General features: G+C 59.7%; 16 protein-coding genes. All 16 read left to right on the plus strand.

Annotation, left to right across the window (positions count from 1 at the left end):
* Positions 1-5: 5 nt before the first annotated feature.
* The 16 genes from E1N52_RS31820 to sucC all read left to right on the plus strand — a co-directional run bounded on the left by E1N52_RS31820 (position 6) and on the right by sucC (position 16,978).
* Entirely contained in the window at positions 6-845 is an 840-nt protein-coding gene (locus E1N52_RS31820) for a DODA-type extradiol aromatic ring-opening family dioxygenase (RefSeq protein WP_133187366.1), read from the plus strand.
* A 19-nt stretch (positions 846-864) separates the two neighbouring features.
* Complete coding sequence (locus tag E1N52_RS31825; protein ID WP_133187368.1) at positions 865-1,209, plus strand: non-heme iron oxygenase ferredoxin subunit; 345 nt, start codon at positions 865-867, stop codon at positions 1,207-1,209.
* An 11-nt stretch (positions 1,210-1,220) separates the two neighbouring features.
* The gene (locus E1N52_RS31830; RefSeq protein ID WP_133187370.1) at positions 1,221-2,624 is read left to right on the plus strand and encodes an aromatic ring-hydroxylating dioxygenase subunit alpha; all 1,404 of its coding nucleotides are present in this window, start codon (positions 1,221-1,223) and stop codon (positions 2,622-2,624) included.
* Positions 2,621-3,172, plus strand: a complete 552-nt coding sequence (locus E1N52_RS31835; RefSeq protein ID WP_133187372.1) for a 3-phenylpropionate/cinnamic acid dioxygenase subunit beta — start codon at positions 2,621-2,623, stop codon at positions 3,170-3,172. The genes E1N52_RS31830 and E1N52_RS31835 overlap by 4 nt, the downstream gene beginning before the upstream one ends.
* 2 nt (positions 3,173-3,174) lie before the next feature.
* Positions 3,175-3,984, plus strand: a complete 810-nt coding sequence (gene hcaB, locus E1N52_RS31840; protein ID WP_133187374.1) for a 3-(cis-5,6-dihydroxycyclohexa-1,3-dien-1-yl)propanoate dehydrogenase — start codon at positions 3,175-3,177, stop codon at positions 3,982-3,984.
* A 23-nt stretch (positions 3,985-4,007) separates the two neighbouring features.
* On the plus strand, positions 4,008-5,006 hold the full coding sequence (locus E1N52_RS31845) for an NAD(P)H-dependent flavin oxidoreductase (protein ID WP_133187468.1): 999 nt from the start codon (positions 4,008-4,010) through the stop codon (positions 5,004-5,006).
* Between the two features lie 36 nt (positions 5,007-5,042).
* On the plus strand, positions 5,043-5,822 hold the full coding sequence (locus tag E1N52_RS31850; RefSeq protein WP_133187376.1) for a 2-keto-4-pentenoate hydratase: 780 nt from the start codon (positions 5,043-5,045) through the stop codon (positions 5,820-5,822).
* A gap of 4 nt (positions 5,823-5,826) precedes the next feature.
* Complete coding sequence (locus tag E1N52_RS31855) at positions 5,827-7,176, plus strand: AMP-binding protein (protein WP_133187378.1); 1,350 nt, start codon at positions 5,827-5,829, stop codon at positions 7,174-7,176.
* A gap of 433 nt (positions 7,177-7,609) precedes the next feature.
* Positions 7,610-8,560: an acetaldehyde dehydrogenase (acetylating) gene (locus E1N52_RS31865; RefSeq protein ID WP_133187382.1), complete on the plus strand. Its 951-nt coding sequence runs from the start codon at positions 7,610-7,612 to the stop codon at positions 8,558-8,560.
* Positions 8,561-8,573: 13 nt separating this feature from the next.
* Positions 8,574-9,611 (plus strand): 4-hydroxy-2-oxovalerate aldolase, encoded by a 1,038-nt coding sequence (gene dmpG, locus E1N52_RS31870; RefSeq protein WP_133187384.1) that lies wholly within the window; start codon positions 8,574-8,576, stop codon positions 9,609-9,611.
* A gap of 4 nt (positions 9,612-9,615) precedes the next feature.
* On the plus strand, positions 9,616-10,638 hold the full coding sequence (locus E1N52_RS31875; RefSeq protein WP_133187386.1) for an FAD-binding oxidoreductase: 1,023 nt from the start codon (positions 9,616-9,618) through the stop codon (positions 10,636-10,638).
* Between the two features lie 79 nt (positions 10,639-10,717).
* Positions 10,718-12,331, plus strand: a complete 1,614-nt coding sequence (locus E1N52_RS45350) for a methyl-accepting chemotaxis protein (RefSeq protein WP_133187388.1) — start codon at positions 10,718-10,720, stop codon at positions 12,329-12,331.
* 55 nt (positions 12,332-12,386) lie between these two features.
* A complete protein-coding gene (locus tag E1N52_RS31885; protein ID WP_133187390.1) occupies positions 12,387-13,136 on the plus strand; it encodes an electron transfer flavoprotein subunit beta/FixA family protein in 750 nt (249 codons plus the stop codon).
* A gap of 23 nt (positions 13,137-13,159) precedes the next feature.
* Positions 13,160-14,122: an electron transfer flavoprotein subunit alpha/FixB family protein gene (locus E1N52_RS31890; protein ID WP_133187392.1), complete on the plus strand. Its 963-nt coding sequence runs from the start codon at positions 13,160-13,162 to the stop codon at positions 14,120-14,122.
* Positions 14,123-14,595: 473 nt separating this feature from the next.
* A complete protein-coding gene (locus E1N52_RS31900; protein WP_133187394.1) occupies positions 14,596-15,612 on the plus strand; it encodes an NADP-dependent oxidoreductase in 1,017 nt (338 codons plus the stop codon).
* Positions 15,613-15,811: 199 nt separating this feature from the next.
* A complete protein-coding gene (gene sucC, locus E1N52_RS31905) occupies positions 15,812-16,978 on the plus strand; it encodes an ADP-forming succinate--CoA ligase subunit beta (protein WP_133187396.1) in 1,167 nt (388 codons plus the stop codon).
* The last annotated feature ends 47 nt before the right edge of the window (positions 16,979-17,025 follow it).

The raw sequence follows: 17,025 nt of genomic DNA on the forward strand, positions 1-17,025 counted from the left end.
CAACTATGGGAAAAATCGTAGGAGCGTTTCTGGTTCCGCATGATCCCGTCATGTATGTGGCGCCGGAGGCGCCGGCGAAGCAGCAGCGCGATGCGGTCTGGCAGGCCTATGCGGAGTGCGCGCAGCGCCTGCAAGAGCTAGAGCCGACCACCGTAATCATCATCGGCTGCGATCACTACATCTTGTTCGGTCCGCAGTGTCTGCCGAGCTACCTGATAGCGACCGGAGACGTCGACGGCCCCATCGATCAGCTACCCGGACTCAAACGCGCTGCGTTCAGCAATAACGAAGCGTTGGCGACACATATCGCTACGTACGGACGTGAAAACGGATTCGATTGGGCGGTGGCGCGCGCGTTCACAGCCGACCATTCGGTGGCGATTCCTCAGCAGCTTATCGTCGATCCGTTGCGCACGATGAGCGTAGATGTCAAAACCATTCCGGTCTATCTGGCGTGCGGCGTCGATCCGTACATCACGTTACGGCGATCCGCGGAACTGGGCGAACAGATCAGGCGGGCCGTCGAGGTTTTCCCCATCGATGAGCGCGTCGTCGTGATCGGCAGCGGTGGAATAAGTCATTGGGTAGGCTCTGCCCAAATGGGGCGAGTGAACGCTGTGTTCGATCGCGAAATCATCGGGTACGCCGAGGGAGGCGATCTCAATGCGCTATGCGCGTTGTCGGACGAGTACATCCTCGAGCACGGCGGTGAGGGTGGAATGGAAATCCGCAATTGGGCCTGTGCCATGGGAGCGCTCGAAGGCTCCCGCGGAGAAACGATTGCCTACGAGGCAGTGCCGGAGTGGGTGACCGGGCTGGGTTTCGTACAGCTGCATCCGCAGTGAAGCGAGAAGGACTCCTGAGATGAGCAACAAGATTTTCTTGATCAAACGAAATCAGCTGCAACCAGGACAGGTGTGCAAGGCTGAGCAGTCGAGCTGCCCGCTTGCGGTCTACAACGTCGACGGTGTTTTCTATGCGACGTCCGATACGTGCACGCATGCGACCGCTTCGCTTTCGGAAGGCGAAATTGTAGACGGCGATCTGATCGCCTGCCCGCTCCACGATGGGCAATTTCATATTCCGACCGGGCAAGCGATGGCGTTCCCATGCACGGCGGATCTGCGGACTTACAAGGTGATCGAGGAAGGCGACGATATTTACGCCGACCTTGAACAGGAAGCGGACGCGGCGGCGTCGGCAATCTGAGGAGCGAAGAAATGACACACGAGTGCACTGGAAGCTGCGAGCGGCTGCGCAAGGATCCGGCTAGCGAGCCGCTTGCCGGCCTCGACCGGCTGATCGATCTCGACGCCGGGCGTCTGTCGCGCAGGGTCTATTGGGATCAGCGCATCTACGAGCAGGAACTCGAGAAGATCTTTGCCCGGAGTTGGCTGTTTCTCGCGCATGAGTCACAGATTCCCAAGGCCGGCGATTATCTAACGACCTACATGGCCGAAGACAACGTCATCGTCGTTCGCCAGAAGGACGGATCCATCAAAGCGTTCCTCAACACCTGTCCACATCGTGGCAACAAGCTGAACTTCACAGACGCTGGTAACGCACGCAGTTTTGTCTGCAACTATCACGGCTGGGCTTTCGGCATCGACGGTGCGTTGCGCGGTATGGCCGGCCAGGAATTGTTCGACGAAAGTGGAATGAATCGTGCCGAGCACGGCCTGCATCCCGTCGCTCAGGTCGCAACCTACAAGGGCTTGGTATTCGGCAATATGGATCCGGATGCGCCCTCGTTGAACGAATACCTTGGCGATTTCCGGTATTACCTCGATGTGATCCTCGATATGGACGGGGAGGGCACCGAGTTTGTCGGCGGCTGCGTCAAGTCGGTGATCAACTGCAATTGGAAGATTCCGACGGAAAATTTCATCGGCGATATCTACCACGCGCTCTGGACGCACGACTCGGCGGCACGCGCAATGCTGGGCGGACCGGTCGCGGAAGTTTATAAGGATCCCGACTCGTACCATGTGAACTTCAACGGCCACGGCTGGGAGTTCAATCTCGACATCATCGGCAACGCGGCTACGTTGGGCGAAAAGGAAATTCGCAAATATCTGTATGGCATTCAACCGAAAGTTGCAGAGCGACTTGGCGAGTTTCGCTCCAAGATGATCGGTTCGATTTCGTCTGTCAGCGTCTTTCCGAACCTGTCGTTCCTGCCGGGGCAGAACACTTTCCGCGTTTGGCATCCGCGAGGACCGGGCAAGATCGAACTGCACACATGGACCATCGTCAACAAGAGCGCGCCGCAGGAGATCAAGGACAAGTGGCTTAAGGGGACGATGATGACGTTCTCGCCGACGGGTGTGTTCGAGATGGACGACGGCGAAAATTTTGAGTTTTCGACGCGTACCAATGCGGGCTTCGTCACGCGGCAACAGGACTTGTACATGGGGCTTGGTCGCGGCAGCCGTCTTGAGGACAGCGACTTGCCCGGCAATGTTTACCGGAATCAGGTCAACGAGGCCAACCACCGTGCGTTCTATCGGCGCTGGCTCGATCTAATGCAGGCCCACTCGTGGAGTGACGTGCCGAAGCGCGACTCGGCGAGGCTTGATGAGAATGCATTTGTCCATGGGCAGGCAGCAAAGGAGGTCGCATGAGTGCGGTACCTACGCTCGTATCCGCCGGCCCGGCGGATGGCACGGTGGATCGGGAGGTTGCCCATCGCATCGAGCAGTTCCTCTTCCGTGAGGCACGGCTGCTCGATACGGAGGCATGGGACGACTGGCTCTCGCTCATGACAGAGGATATCCATTATTGGATGCCTGCCATCGAGAACCGCAGGCGCGCAGACAAACTTGGCGCGTATGCCCCGGGTCGCGCCGCTTACTTCGACGACAACCACTTCGATCTGGAGCGCCGCATTGCAAGGTTCAAGCAACCGTCGGCATGGGCGGAGGATCCGCCAACCCGGCATGTGCATGCGATCAGCAATGTGGAGGCGTTGCCCGGTTCTCGGCCTGGCGAGTATGTCGTCCATTCCGTCTTTGTCAATTACCGCAGCCGCGGCGAGGCGGACAACGACCTGCTACTTGGCAGACGCGAGGATCTACTCCGCGAACTCGACGGCAGCTTCAAGATCGCGAGCCGCAAGATCGTCATCACGCAATCGCTGCTGATGTCCAAGAACCTTAATACGTTCCTTTGACCATGGGTTGGCTAGACAACGATGTAGCGCTGATTACGGGCGCCAATTCCGGGATCGGGCTCGCCGTGCTGCGGCGTTTCCTCCAGGAGGGCGCGAAGGGCGTCGGGGCGTTGGTGCGTAGCGCTCAAGGCGCGGATGCCTTGCGTCAGGAGTTCGGCAACCGCGTCGCGGTGACTGTTGGTGACGTTCGCTCCGCCACGGCCAACGAAGAGGCTGTCGCTGCGACGCTGAGCGCATTCGGCAAACTCGATACGTTGATTGGCAATGCGGGCGTTTGGGACTACTTCGCATCGCTGCGGAAGTTTGCCGACGGACAGCAGCTCGCTGACACTTTCCGCGAAGTGTTCGAGGTCAACGTAATGGGGTATTTGCTTGCCGCGCACGCAGCGGCGCCAGTGTTGCGTGAGACGAGGGGCAGCATGATCTTTACGCTCTCCAACTCGAGTTTTTATGCGGGTGGTGGCGGTCCCGTCTATGTGGCTTCGAAGCACGCCTGCGTCGGGATGATTCGGCAACTCGCCTATGAACTCGCGCCGGACGTTCGCGTGAACGGCGTGGCCCCGGGCGGCACTGCGACCCCTCTCAAAGGCCCGGAGTCACTAGGCAAGCATGACGCGCGGCTATCCGAGATCCCTGGATTCTCGGATGCCGTGGCGGACGCCGTACCGCTCGGCTTTATGGCCCAACCGGAAGACCACACTGGACATTACGTGCTGCTCGCCTCGCGCACCAATTCATGCGCGACGACGGCGAACATCATTCAAAGCGATGGCGGGTGGGAGGTGCGCGGGCGTCCCCCGCGCAAAGTATGACGGATATGGGAGGCGTGACGAAGATGGACGGTGCGACAAACCGCGGCTGCCTGGACGAGCTGTTCCCTGCCGGTCGGTTGCCGTTAATGGCGGCGCCGATGTTTCTGGTTTCCGGACCGGAGCTTGCGATCGCCTGTGCAACAGCCGGCATTGTCGGTAGCTTCCCCGCCCCGAATGCTCGCAATGTCGATCTCTTGGAGGTATGGCTCGCGCAGGTGACATCCGCTTTGCGCGATATGCCGGGCGCTTCCCCCTGGGCGCTCAATATGATCGTGCATAGCACCTATGATCGCTTCGAGCGTGAGCTGGCACTGATCATGAAATATCGGCCCCGCATCGTTTCTACCGCGCTCGGCAGCCCTGCGCGCGTGCGCGAGCATGTGCATAGCTACGGCGGCATCGTGATGGCGGATGTTGTCACGCCCACGCTGGCGCGCAAGGCTGTCGATGCAGGCGTCGATGCGCTGATTCTTGTTACCCATGGCGCAGGCGGGCACACGGGTTATTACAACCCTTTCGCGTTCGTCGCCGAGGTCCGTCAATTCTGGAACGGACCACTTGGGCTCGCTGGATGCATTACGAGCGGACGCGATATCCGCGCCGCCCAATTGATCGGTGCCGACTTCGTCGTGGCCGGCACACGCTTCATCGCGACTCGCGAAAGCATGGCGTCGGCCGAATATCGCGATCTGGTGGTTAGTAGCCGGATTGAGGATTTAGTTGAGTCGAAAGCCGTGTCGGGTGTTCTTGCCAATTGGCTCAAACCCACGCTGCATGCGGCCGGCATCGATGCGTCTCTGGATAGTGAAGACAAACGGATCGATTTTTCGGGCGACATCAGTGCCGGGAAAAAGGCGTGGAAGGACGTGTGGTCGGCGGGACAAGGGCTAGGCGCAATCGAGCGCTTGAGCGGTGTCGCTGAGTTGGTGAGGCAGCTCGAATGCGAATACCTCGAAATGCTGACAACTGAACGGGAACAGACCGGTGCACTGTTAGGTCGCTGGCGAGGGGCATCCGCGTGACACGCGTCGGTCCATCAATATTACGAGGAGAGAGGCATGAAACCAGGCATTGAGGGAGCAGCCGAAGCATTGTGGAAGGCGCGCTCCGAAGGGAAGACTATCGCTCGCGTGTCGGAGACCTTCGACATTCAAACGGTGCAGGATGCCTACGCGATCGCCGAGGTCAACGTCAACCGCGTCCTTGCGGCGGGCGCACGAGTCTGTGGAAAAAAGATTGGCTTGACATCGAAAGCTGTGCAACAGCAGCTTGGGGTCGATCAGCCCGACTACGGCGTACTGTTCGCGGACATGGAGTATTTGAGCGGTGCTGAACTGCCGGCGCAAAAGCTGATTCAGCCAAAGGCCGAAGGGGAGATCGCGTTCGTTGTTGGTCGCGATCTCGATGCCCCGGACTTGAGCTGGGGGCATTTTCTCATCGGTTTGGAATACGCGTTGCCGGCGATCGAGGTTGTTGACAGTGCGATCGACGATTGGAAGATTACGCTTGTCGATACCGTCGCTGACAATGCGTCGTGCGGGCTTTACGTTCTCGGCCTCGAGCCGCGCCGTATAGGCGATCTCTCGTTGGCCGGATGCGGGATGGACTTTAGGAAGAACGGGATGACTGTCTCTGTCGGGTCAGGGGTGGCTTGCCTCGGAAATCCGCTGAGCGCGACGTACTGGCTTGCCAAAAAGATGACTGAACTCGGCCAACCACTGCGCGCCGGTGACGTCGTGATGTCGGGCGCGCTCGGGCCGATGGTGCCGGTGACGAGGGGCGATCGCGTCGACGTGGAGATCAGCGGCCTGGGCCGCGTGAGCTGCGCGCTGGAGTGACGTGATGAACTCGGCGCATGATGTACCCGACGGGCTTGGCTGGAATCACGCGTCAGCGGAGCTTGCCTTGGCAACGCCCGATATCGAACGCATTGACGCTCCGGACGGCAGCTTCATTCTGCGTTCGCGCATGCCGCCAAGGCCGCACGCTCGGTGCATCGGCAGCTGGCTTGAATACTGGAGCCGCACCACGCCTGGACAGGTCTTCCTGGCGGAGCGTACTGACGACGGTGCGGGTTGGCGCCGTTTGACGTATGCGCAAGTGCGGGCAGAGGTGGGCGCGATCGCCCAGGGCCTGCTCGATATCGGCCTGGCATCCGGGAGGCCCATTGTCGTTCTATCGGATAACAGCATAGATGCTGCGCTTGTGGCGCTGGCCGCGATGCATATCGGCTTGCCGGTGTCGTTCATATCAGCAGCCTATTCGAGAGCAGCGCACGATTGCAGCAAATTGAACGCGCTCCTGAACGTGCTGGATCCGGGTCTGATGTATGCCGACGACGGAGAAGTTTATGGCAAGGCAATGCAGGCTAGCGGCAGGCAATGCCCTCTCGTGTATTCGCGGAATGTACCGGACGGCGGCATCGATCTCGGCTGCCTGCGCAAGACGCGGGAAACGGCAGCCATCATGGAGGCTCACGCACGCGTCATGCCGGATACGCACGCGAAATACCTACTGACGTCAGGCTCGACTGGCATCCCGAAAGCCGTAATCAATACGCACGGAATGCTTTGTGCAAACCAGGAGGCGATCGCTCAGGTTTGGCCGTTTGTTGACTCCGCCGCACCGATCGTCGTGGATTGGCTGCCTTGGAGCCATACATTTGGCGGCAACCACAACTTCAACATGATCCTGCGCAATGGCGGCTCCCTCTATATCGATGATGGGCGGCCCGTGCCTGGGTCGATCGAAAAATCGGTGCGTAATTTAATCGAACTGTCGCCGACACTCTATTTCAACGTGCCGCGCGGATTCGATGTGTTGCTGCCCCATCTCGAGCAAAACGAGACGTTTGCACGGCATTTTTTCAAGAATATGCGGGCGATCTTTTTCGCTGGCGCTGCGTTGCCAAAGCCGCTATGGGATCGCCTGAAATCGGCCGCTGAACGCCATTGTGATGCGCCGCCACTGTTCAGTTCGGCGTGGGGCTCGACGGAAACTTCACCGGTTATCGCCAGCCTGCACTTCCATTATCCCGAGCCCGGCAATCTCGGTGTGCCGGTTCCGGGCGCAGAAATTAAGTTCGTACCGAACGGTGACAAGCTCGAAATGCGAGTGCGCGGCCAACACGTCTTCCGCGGGTACCTCCATGCGGGCGCCTCGGTCATCTTTCCCGCCACCAACACTCATTGAACGCACTAGTGTCCCGAGTTAGAAGTTCGCAGCAAAACGCTGGGTGCCAAGCCGTCACTTGCAAATGGGCATGGCAGATCCGAGGGAATGTAGTCGAAGGAAAGTCAGATGAACACTGCTGAGATGTCCTTGCGATCGATAGTTGAAAAATGGTTTGCCCCAACTTTGACCACAACGCTGCGGGTAACACGGTTCAGCCACGCACGCTGCGCTTACGGACGATACGTGCGTGTCGAAGCGTCAAGGGAAGAGGGTAATACGATTGCGCTCTGCTTCTTTCGACACGCAGACGGTGCGTGGCGTGTATTTCCGCCTGATCCACGCCGCGCAAACCACATGGCTTCTTTATGTCTGATCAAGCAGTAGGTCGCCAATTGGTGAAGAGAAATATTGAAGCGAATTTCTAACTCGAGACACTAGCGAAGGACGAGCAATGGCAAAGAAACTGAAGGCCGCGATCATCGGATCCGGAAATATCGGCACCGATTTGATGATAAAGATTATGCGACATGGCGAGCATCTCGAGATGGGGGCGATGGTCGGAATCGACCGTGCATCTGACGGCCTCGCACGTGCTTCGCGCTTGGGCGTAGCCACGACATACGAGGGCGTCGAAGGGCTCACCCGTCTGCCGGTGTTTGACGAAATCGATATCGTATTCGATGCGACAAGCGCCGCCGCGCATGTGAAGAACGACGCGTTCTTACGTCGGCTCAAGCCTGGCGTCCGAATGATCGACCTGACGCCGGCAGCGATTGGTCCGTATTGCGTACCGGTTGTGAACCTTGATGAGCATGTCGATGCGCTAAACGTCAACATGGTCACGTGCGGCGGACAGGCGACGATTCCGATGGTCGCCGCCGTCTCTCGTGTCGCGAAAGTGCACTACGGCGAAATCGTCGCGTCGATCTCGAGCAAATCGGCAGGCCCGGGTACGCGCGCGAACATCGATGAATTTACTGAAACGACCTCAAAGGCGATTGAGCAGATCGGTGGAGCGACGAAGGGAAAGGCGATCATTATCCTGAATCCAGCAGAGCCGCCACTGATCATGCGCGACACTGTGTACTGCTTGTCAGAGCCGGCCGACGAGGATGCCGTGGCGCAGTCGATCGAGGAAATGGTGGCTGCCGTCAACCGTTACGTACCTGGCTATCGCCTCAAGCAGACGGTCCAATTTGACCGCATTGACGCCACTCAACCGTTGAATATCCCCGGGGTCGGCGCGCGGATGAGCGGGTTGAAGACCTCAGTATTCCTCGAAGTGGAGGGGGCCGCGCACTATCTGCCGTCTTATGCCGGCAACCTCGACATCATGACCTCCGCGGCGATGGCCTGTGCTGAACGCATGGCCGCCGAAATGGTCGCCCGTACCACTGCCTGAAGGGAGAGACGGCATGACATCTGACAAAAAGCTCTACATTTCCGACGTGACGCTACGCGATGGTTCGCATGCGATTCGTCACCAATACAGCGTGGAACAGGCCGTCGCCATTGCCAGGGCGCTCGACGAGGCGAAAGTTGACTCGATCGAGGTCGCTCATGGCGATGGTTTGCAAGGATCGAGTTTCAACTATGGCTTCGGCGCACACACCGACCTCGAATGGATAGCGGCAGTGGCGGGGACGGTCAAGCATGCCAAGGTCGCGACGCTACTTTTGCCTGGCATCGGCACGATTCACGACTTGCGCAATGCCTATGATGCCGGCGCACGCATCGTACGTGTCGCGACCCACTGCACCGAAGCCGATGTCTCGCGACAGCATATCGAGCATGCGCGCAAGCTTGGGATGGAAGCGGTGGGATTTTTGATGATGAGCCATATGACGACGCCGCAGCATCTGGCTCAGCAGGCAAAGCTCATGGAAAGCTACGGAGCGACGTGCTGCTACGTCGTGGATTCGGGCGGTGCCCTTGGCATGAACGACGTCCGCGAGCGCTTCCGCGCATTCAAAGACGTACTTGATCCCCGGACGCAGACCGGCATTCATGCACACCACAACCTGAGCCTTGGGGTCGCGAACAGCATCGTGGCGGTAGAGGAAGGATGTGATCGCATTGATGCGAGTCTTGCAGGGATGGGGGCGGGTGCCGGCAACGCGCCACTCGAGGTATTTATCGCGGCGGCCGCTCGACTCGAATGGAACCATGGCTGTGATCTCTACAAGCTGATGGACGCTGCAGACGATATCGTCCGCCCGCTGCAAGATCGGCCGGTGCGAGTCGACCGCGAAACGCTCGCGCTCGGTTACGCCGGTGTTTATTCGAGCTTCCTGCGTCACACCGAAGTTGCCGCAAAAAAGTACGGACTCAAGACCGTCGACATCCTCGTTGAACTTGGCCGCCGTCGTATGGTCGGTGGCCAGGAGGACATGATTGTGGACGTTGCGCTTGATCTGCTCAAGGCAAAAGAGGCCGAACGAGTAACCGGATAGTGCCATGACTGCATTCAAGCTGAGAATCGAGCCGGCAGGTGTCGAAATTCCGTGTTCCGCCGAGGGCAGCCTGCTCGACGCCGCGCTGGCTGCCGGTTACTTTCCGCGTCATAGCTGTCGGCGTGGTCAATGTAACGCGTGCGAGGCGCGCGTCCTGTCCGGCGACACGCGCTATCCGAGCGGATTCGAGCCGGAAGGCGTGCGCGACGGTTATGTCTTGACCTGTCAGGCTCGCTGCACGACGGATGTCACGATCGAGGCCCAGGAGGTCGCGTCCACGCCGGGACAGCGTGTTTTGCAGACAGGCGCGCGGGTGCTGGAAGTCCAGCGCGTGAGCGAGGACGTGGCCCGCGTGCGGCTGGCAGTGCCAACGGAAACGGGTTTTGCTTTTCAACCGGGGCAGTATGTGGAAGTGGTCTTGCGGGATGGGACGCGGCGCAGCTACTCAATGGCGAACGCGCCCGACGGGAGCGGAACGATCGAGTGGCATGTCCGCGCGGTGCCAAGCGGGCGCTTCTCGAACCACGTCTACCGCTCGCTGAAGCCGCGTGACATGCTGCGAATCGAGGGACCATTTGGCACGTTCATGCTACGAGATTCGTCTGCGCCCGTTATCTTCCTGGCCTCGGGAACGGGTTACGCGCCGATTGCGGCGATGCTGAAGGCGCATGAGACGGTCATCCGGCAACGTGGCGCGGTGCTCTATTGGGGAGGCGTGCGTCTTAGCGATCTCTACGCATACGACGAGGTATGCGCGTGGGAGCAGGCCCATCCCGGGCTCCGCTTCGTTCCGGTTCTGTCGGGCGACGAGCCCGGTTGGGCCGGACGCAAAGGCTTCGTGCATGAGGCCGTGTCTGCGGATTTCCCGAATCTTTCGCAGCATGAAGTTTACGCCTGTGGCAACCCGCTGATGGTCGACGCAGCGCGGCACACCTTCACTCAAGCGAACGGACTTCCCGCGGGAAATTTCTTCAGCGATGCGTTCGTCACTAGACCGGAGCCGGCGAAGACCGACGAAACGGTATGACTTTCGACCGCACAGGTATGCACGAATACGCCTGTGCGCACGCCATAACCTTGGCCTGGCGGGAAACTGGGGACAACAGATGAAAGGCATGATGGGAACGATGCGCTTCACGATCTTTGTGGGTGCGACTGTCTGCGTGGTTATGCTGGCTGCGATGAGTTCCTTTAGCGCTATCGGACTAGCCAGGCTAAATACACGTGTCGCGGACGTTTACCTCAAAGGCGCGCTTCCTATCGCGAACCTCGGCGACATGCGCAAGGCGCTGTCGGACATACGCTTACAGCTGCGCCGCATACAGGCAACGACCGATGCGTCCACCGTCTCATCGTTGACCGATGCAATGCGCGAAGATGAAGACCTCCTGCATAAGGCGTGGAATGACTACTACGCCAGTGGGGCTGCGAGTGGCGAAGGACGCGCTGTTGCCGACCGCATTGTGGCGTTACTTCCTCGGATCATGGATGGTGACGCGAAAATTACTTCGGCCTATGCGGCCGGCGACCGAGATACTGCGGAAAAATATATCGTTGCCGATGAAGCGGTCTGGAAAGCACTGACGGCTGCCATTGATGATGGCGTCGATGTTACACGTTCTGAAGCGGGAAAATGGGCCGACCAGGGGCATGCGACCTATCATACAACGCTGATTCTCGCGTTGACGATGTCGGGTATGGGCCTACTCATAGCAATCGCTATTAGCATCTATCTCCTGCGTTCGATCTCGCGCCCGCTCGAAAAATCAATAGGTGTCGCCGGTAGCATCTCTGTCGGCAAGCTGGAGAACAATTTAATCGTCGACTGCGGAGGTGAATTCGGTCAGTTGCTCGCGGCTCTGAAAAGGATGGATGAGCAGCTATCGTCGACGGTTCGCCGCATACTGGCGTCCGCCGCCTCGGTTGGGCGTTCGTCCCACGAAATCGCAAGCGGCAATATGGAACTCTCCTCACGAACTGAAGAACAAGCTTCGTCGCTGGAGGAAACGGCGGCGAGCATGACGCAGCTGACGGAGACCGTGAAGCAGAATGCAGACAATGCAATGCAGGCGAATGATCTCGCGACTGGCGCAGCCAATCTAGCCGACACGGGTAACGAAGCAGTACAAGGCATGGTTGGAACTATTGAGAAAATCGCCAGCAGCTCGTCCAGGATTTCAGATATCACGGGCGTGATCGAAGGCATCGCGTTTCAAACAAACATTCTTGCCCTGAACGCCGCAGTTGAAGCGGCGCGCGCCGGCGAGCAGGGACGCGGATTTGCAGTCGTTGCCAGTGAGGTGCGCAGCCTTGCCCAGCGGTCAGCGGCTGCGGCTAAGGAAATCAAGGAACTGATTGGCGCGTCGGTGGCGATGATCCAGGAGGGTGCTCGCCAAGCTACGGACGTGGGCGCAACCATGACGCACGTCAAGCAGGCCATCCGCAGCGTCTCAGATATCGTTGCCGAAATAGCACGCGCGTCAGACGAGCAAAGCCGCGGGATCGAGCAGGTCGGGCAGGCGATATCGCAGATGGACGAGGTGACGCAACAGAATGCGACGCTTGTCGAACAGGCGGCCGCCGCCGCGCAGTCACTCCAGGAGCAAGCAAAAAATCTAGGCGGCGCGGTATCGGTCTTCGTGTTGAGGCAGAGCACTGAAGGAACGGTGGCATCCGAACGCGGCCAGGTTGAGGAGCAGCTAGAAGTTCCCGTCGTTTAGTAAGAAATTCCGAGCCCTCGGAGGGTTTTGCATTTTTCAATGAGCGGTGATTGAGATGAAATTGTTGGTTTCAGTGAAACGCGTGGTCGACTACAACGTCAAGGTCCGGGTCAAGTCGGACGGCACGGGCGTCGACATTGCGAATGTGAAGATGTCGATGAACCCGTTCGACGAAATCGCCGTGGAAGAGGCGGTGCGTCTGAAGGAAGCGGGCGTGGCTACGGAAGTGGTGGCGGTATCGGCCGGCGTGGCGCAATGCCAGGAGACGCTGCGCACGGCGCTGGCGATCGGTGCCGATCGCGCGATCCTGATCGAGTCGAACGAAGATCTGCAGCCGCTGGCTGTGGCCAAGCTGCTCAAAGCACTCGTGGATAAGGAGCAACCGCAGCTCGTGATCCTGGGCAAACAGGCGATCGACGACGATTCGAACCAAACGGGCCAGATGCTCGCCGCGCTGGCCAATCTGCCGCAAGCGACGTTTGCCTCGAAGGTGACGGTCGAAGGCGGCAAGGCCACGGTTGCGCGTGAAGTGGACGGCGGCGCGGAAACGCTGACGTTGACGCTGCCTGCCGTGGTGACGACGGATCTGCGCCTGAACGAGCCGCGCTACGTGACGCTGCCCAACATCATGAAGGCGAAGAAGAAGCCGTTGGAAACGATTAAACCCGAGGACCTCGGCGTGGATGTGGCACCGCGTTTGAAGACGCTGAAGGTGGCCGAGCCGCCCAAGCGCAGCGCCGGCGTGATGGTGCCGGACGTGCATACGCTGGTCGAGAAGCTGAAGACCGAAGCCAAGGTGCTGTGAGATTACGCGCGGAGCGAGACGAAATGACGATTTTAGTAATAGCTGAACCCGACGCCCTGAAAGAAGTCCCCTTGGGGAGCAGCGCATCGATCAAGGGCGCGACGCTGAACACAGTTGCTGCCGCACAGAAGATTGGCGGCGACGTCCACGTGCTGGTCGCCGGCCACAATGCGCATGGCGCAGCCGAGGCAGCAGCCAAGATCGCGGGCGTGGCGAAGGTGCTGCTGGCCGATGCGCCGCATCTGGCCGAAGGCTTGGCGGAAAACGTCGAAGCCACGGTGCTGAACATTGCGAAGGATTACTCGCACATCGTGGCGCCGGCAACGGCCTATGGTAAGAACATTGCACCACGCTTGGCGGCCAAGCTGGATGTGGCGCAGATCAGCGAAATCACGGCTGTGGTGTCCGCCGATACGTTCGAGCGTCCGATCTACGCGGGCAATGCCATTGCCACGGTGCAATCGGGCGACGCGATCAAGGTCATCACGGTGCGTGCGACGGGCTTCGATGCGGTGGCGGCCGAAGGCGGCAGCGCATCGGTGGACAAGATCGAAGCCGCAGGTGACCGTGGCATTTCGCAGTTCGTGAACCGCGAAGTGACGAAGCTCGATCGCCCGGAGCTCACGAGCGCGGACATCATCGTGTCGGGTGGCCGCGGCTTGGGCAGCGGCGAGAACTACACCAAGGTGCTCGAGCCGTTGGCCGACAAGCTCGGTGCGGCGCTGGGCGCCTCGCGCGCGGCCGTGGATGCGGGCTATGTGCCGAACGACTACCAAGTGGGCCAGACGGGCAAGATCGTCGCACCGCAACTGTATGTGGCGGTGGGCATCTCGGGTGCGATTCAGCACTTGGCCGGGATGAAGGATTCGAAGGTGATCGTGGCGATCAACAAGGATCCCGAGGCGCCCATCTTCAGCGTGGCCGACTACGGGCTCGTCGGCGACCTGTTTGTTGCCGTGCCCGAACTGAGTGAGCGTATCAACTGAGGTTCGTCGAAATCGCCATCGGAACTATCTAGGCGGAACAGAACGATGGATACGATGCAGCAGGCCCGCCTTGACGCGGCTGCCGCGGCCAATGCGGAGGACGCTTCGATTTGGCGCTGGTTTTGCGTGCTTCTCGAAGAGCGCAGAGTGCGGTGGCGCTATGCGTTCGATCAATGGGTCGTGAGCGTTGATCGAGTTCGCGTTGCAGCCGAAAGTAATTTTCACGATGCCATACGCGCGGCTAAACGGGCCGCCGAAAATCGCGGCCTTGGCCTGTTGCACGAAGCATCGGGCGATGCGAGACGGTCGAGGGTGAACGAGGACGTGACGCGGTGCCTCCGGTCCGACGATGAATGTCTGCGGTCTCCCGTCGGACATACCCACTAAACCGCGATAAGGCGGCGTCCTTGTTCGCCTGTTTGTTGAGAATTTCGGAATAGCGATCGCGGAAGCGAGCGGTGCATGGAGAACGTATGAAGCAAAAGTCGTGGATTGTCCACAAGCCGGCGCGAGGCGCCTATGACCCTGGCTGTCTGAAGCTTGAGGAGCGAGAGAGGCCGAGTCAGGCGGGCGGAGAGGTTCTCGTGCGCACGCTATTGCTGAGCCTGGACCCGAGTAGTCGCAATTGGCTCAGGCTCGATCCTGCATCTTCCCATTCGGCACTCGGAGTAGGCAGCGTGATGGTTGGCATGGCCGTGGGTGAGGTCGTTCAGTCGGGGGCGGGGTGCTTCTCCCGAGGAGACCTCGTGCAGGGACTATGGGGATGGGAAGAATTCTCGGTTGCCCGTTCCGACGCGCTTGAGAAAATCGAGCTGCCACGAGGCGTTCCGTTGGAAACGCACCTTTCAATCTTTTCGCACATCGGGCGTGCGGCCGCGGTGGGTCTTCTCGAAGTGGGCGCGCTTAGTCCGTCGGACACTGTGGTGGTGTCGGGTGCAGCGGGGGCGACGGGATCCCTGGCGGCGCAGATAGCCAAGGCATTTGGCGCCCGCGTGATCGGCATTGCCGGCGGTGAGGCTAAGTGCCGCAGGTTGCTCGACGAGTTGGGACTCGATGGTGCGATTGACTACAAGTCTGAGCCACTCGATGCAGCGCTTCGTCGCGAGTGTCCCGACGGCATCGATCTTTACTTCGACAACGTCGGGGGGGCGACGCTTGACGCTGTCTTGGAAAATATGGCTGTTGGTTGCCGCATTGTGGTCTGTGGCGCAATCTCACAGTATGACCTGGCTACCGAGAGCGAAGCATACGGAATCAAGAATCTTCCGCTCATGCTCATCAAACAAGCGCGGATGGAAGGATTCGTCGTTTCGCAATTCGAACATCGTTACGCCGAGTTCGACGAAGTGCTCCTCGATTTGTTCACCAAGGGCAAGCTGAAGCATCGTGCGCACCTGGTGGACGGCCTCGAGCACGCGGCTGAATCTCTAAAGCTGTTTTTTAGTGGTGCTAATGAAGGCAAGGTAATGATCCGCGTGGCGTCGCGATAGGATTTCCATTACCGTTCTCAGACATATGAAAATGGGCTGGCGCCGAGATGGGTGCTTTGTCGACCACCGGCTTCACGCGGTTCGCTCTTGGTGCACCAATCGGTTGTCTCGCCTCCGTTGCGGCTTGTACAGGGCAACGCCTCTCGCAATTTTCGATCGAAACAACTCAATCCAACTCTCAGACTGAAGGGAATCACGCATGAAGATTCACGAGTACCAGGGTAAGGAAATCCTGCGGAAATTCGGCGTCGCGGTACCGCGCGGCATCCCGGTGTTTTCGGTGGATGACGCGGTCAAGGCCGCTCAAGAGCTGGGCGGTCCGGTTTGGGTCGTCAAGGCGCAGATCCACGCTGGCGGCCGCGGCAAGGGCGGGGGCGTGAAGGTCGCCAAGACGATCGAGCAAGTCCGCGAATACGCGAACCAGATCCTCGGCATGCAGCTCGTCACGCACCAGACCGGTCCGGAAGGCCAGAAGGTCAACCGTCTGCTGATCGAAGAAGGCGCCGACATCAAGCAGGAACTGTATGTCAGCCTCGTCGTTGATCGCGTGTCGCAAAAGATCGTTCTGATGGGTTCGAGCGAAGGCGGCATGGACATCGAAGAAGTCGCCGAAACGCACCCGGAACTGATCCACAAGGTCATCGTCGAGCCGTCGACGGGTCTGCTCGACGCCCAGGCCGACGACCTCGCCGCGAAGATCGGCGTGCCGGCCGCTTCGATTCCGCAAGCCCGCGCCATCCTGCAAGGCCTGTACAAGGCATTCTGGGAAACCGACGCATCGCTGGCTGAAATCAACCCGCTGAACGTCTCCGGCGACGGCAAGGTTATCGCGCTCGACGCGAAGTTCAACTTCGACTCCAACGCGCTGGCCCGTCATCCGGAAATCGTCGCTTACCGCGACCTGGACGAAGAAGATCCCGCTGAAATCGAAGCCTCGAAGTTCGACCTCGCGTACATCTCGCTCGACGGCAACATCGGCTGTCTCGTGAACGGCGCAGGCCTCGCGATGGCCACGATGGACACCATCAAGCTGTTCGGCGGCGAGCCGGCCAACTTCCTCGACGTAGGCGGTGGCGCGACGACCGAGAAGGTCACCGAAGCGTTCAAGCTCATGCTCAAGAACCCGGAACTGAAGGCGATCCTCGTGAACATCTTCGGCGGCATCATGCGCTGCGACGTGATCGCGGAAGGCGTGATCGCCGGTTCGAAGGCCGTGAACCTGAAGGTGCCGCTCGTCGTGCGCATGAAGGGCACGAACGAGGACCTCGGCAAGAAGATGCTGGCCGAATCGGGCCTGCCGATCATCTCGGCAGACAGCATGGAAGAAGCCGCGCAGAAGGTTGTCGCGGCTGCCGAAGGCAAGTAATTTTCACCGGACACGAATGGCGTGGTGCCGGCGCGAACACCGCAACG

This window comes from Paraburkholderia guartelaensis (assembly GCF_004353905.1).
In the GTDB taxonomy this organism is placed as follows: Bacteria; Pseudomonadota; Gammaproteobacteria; order Burkholderiales; family Burkholderiaceae; genus Paraburkholderia; species Paraburkholderia guartelaensis.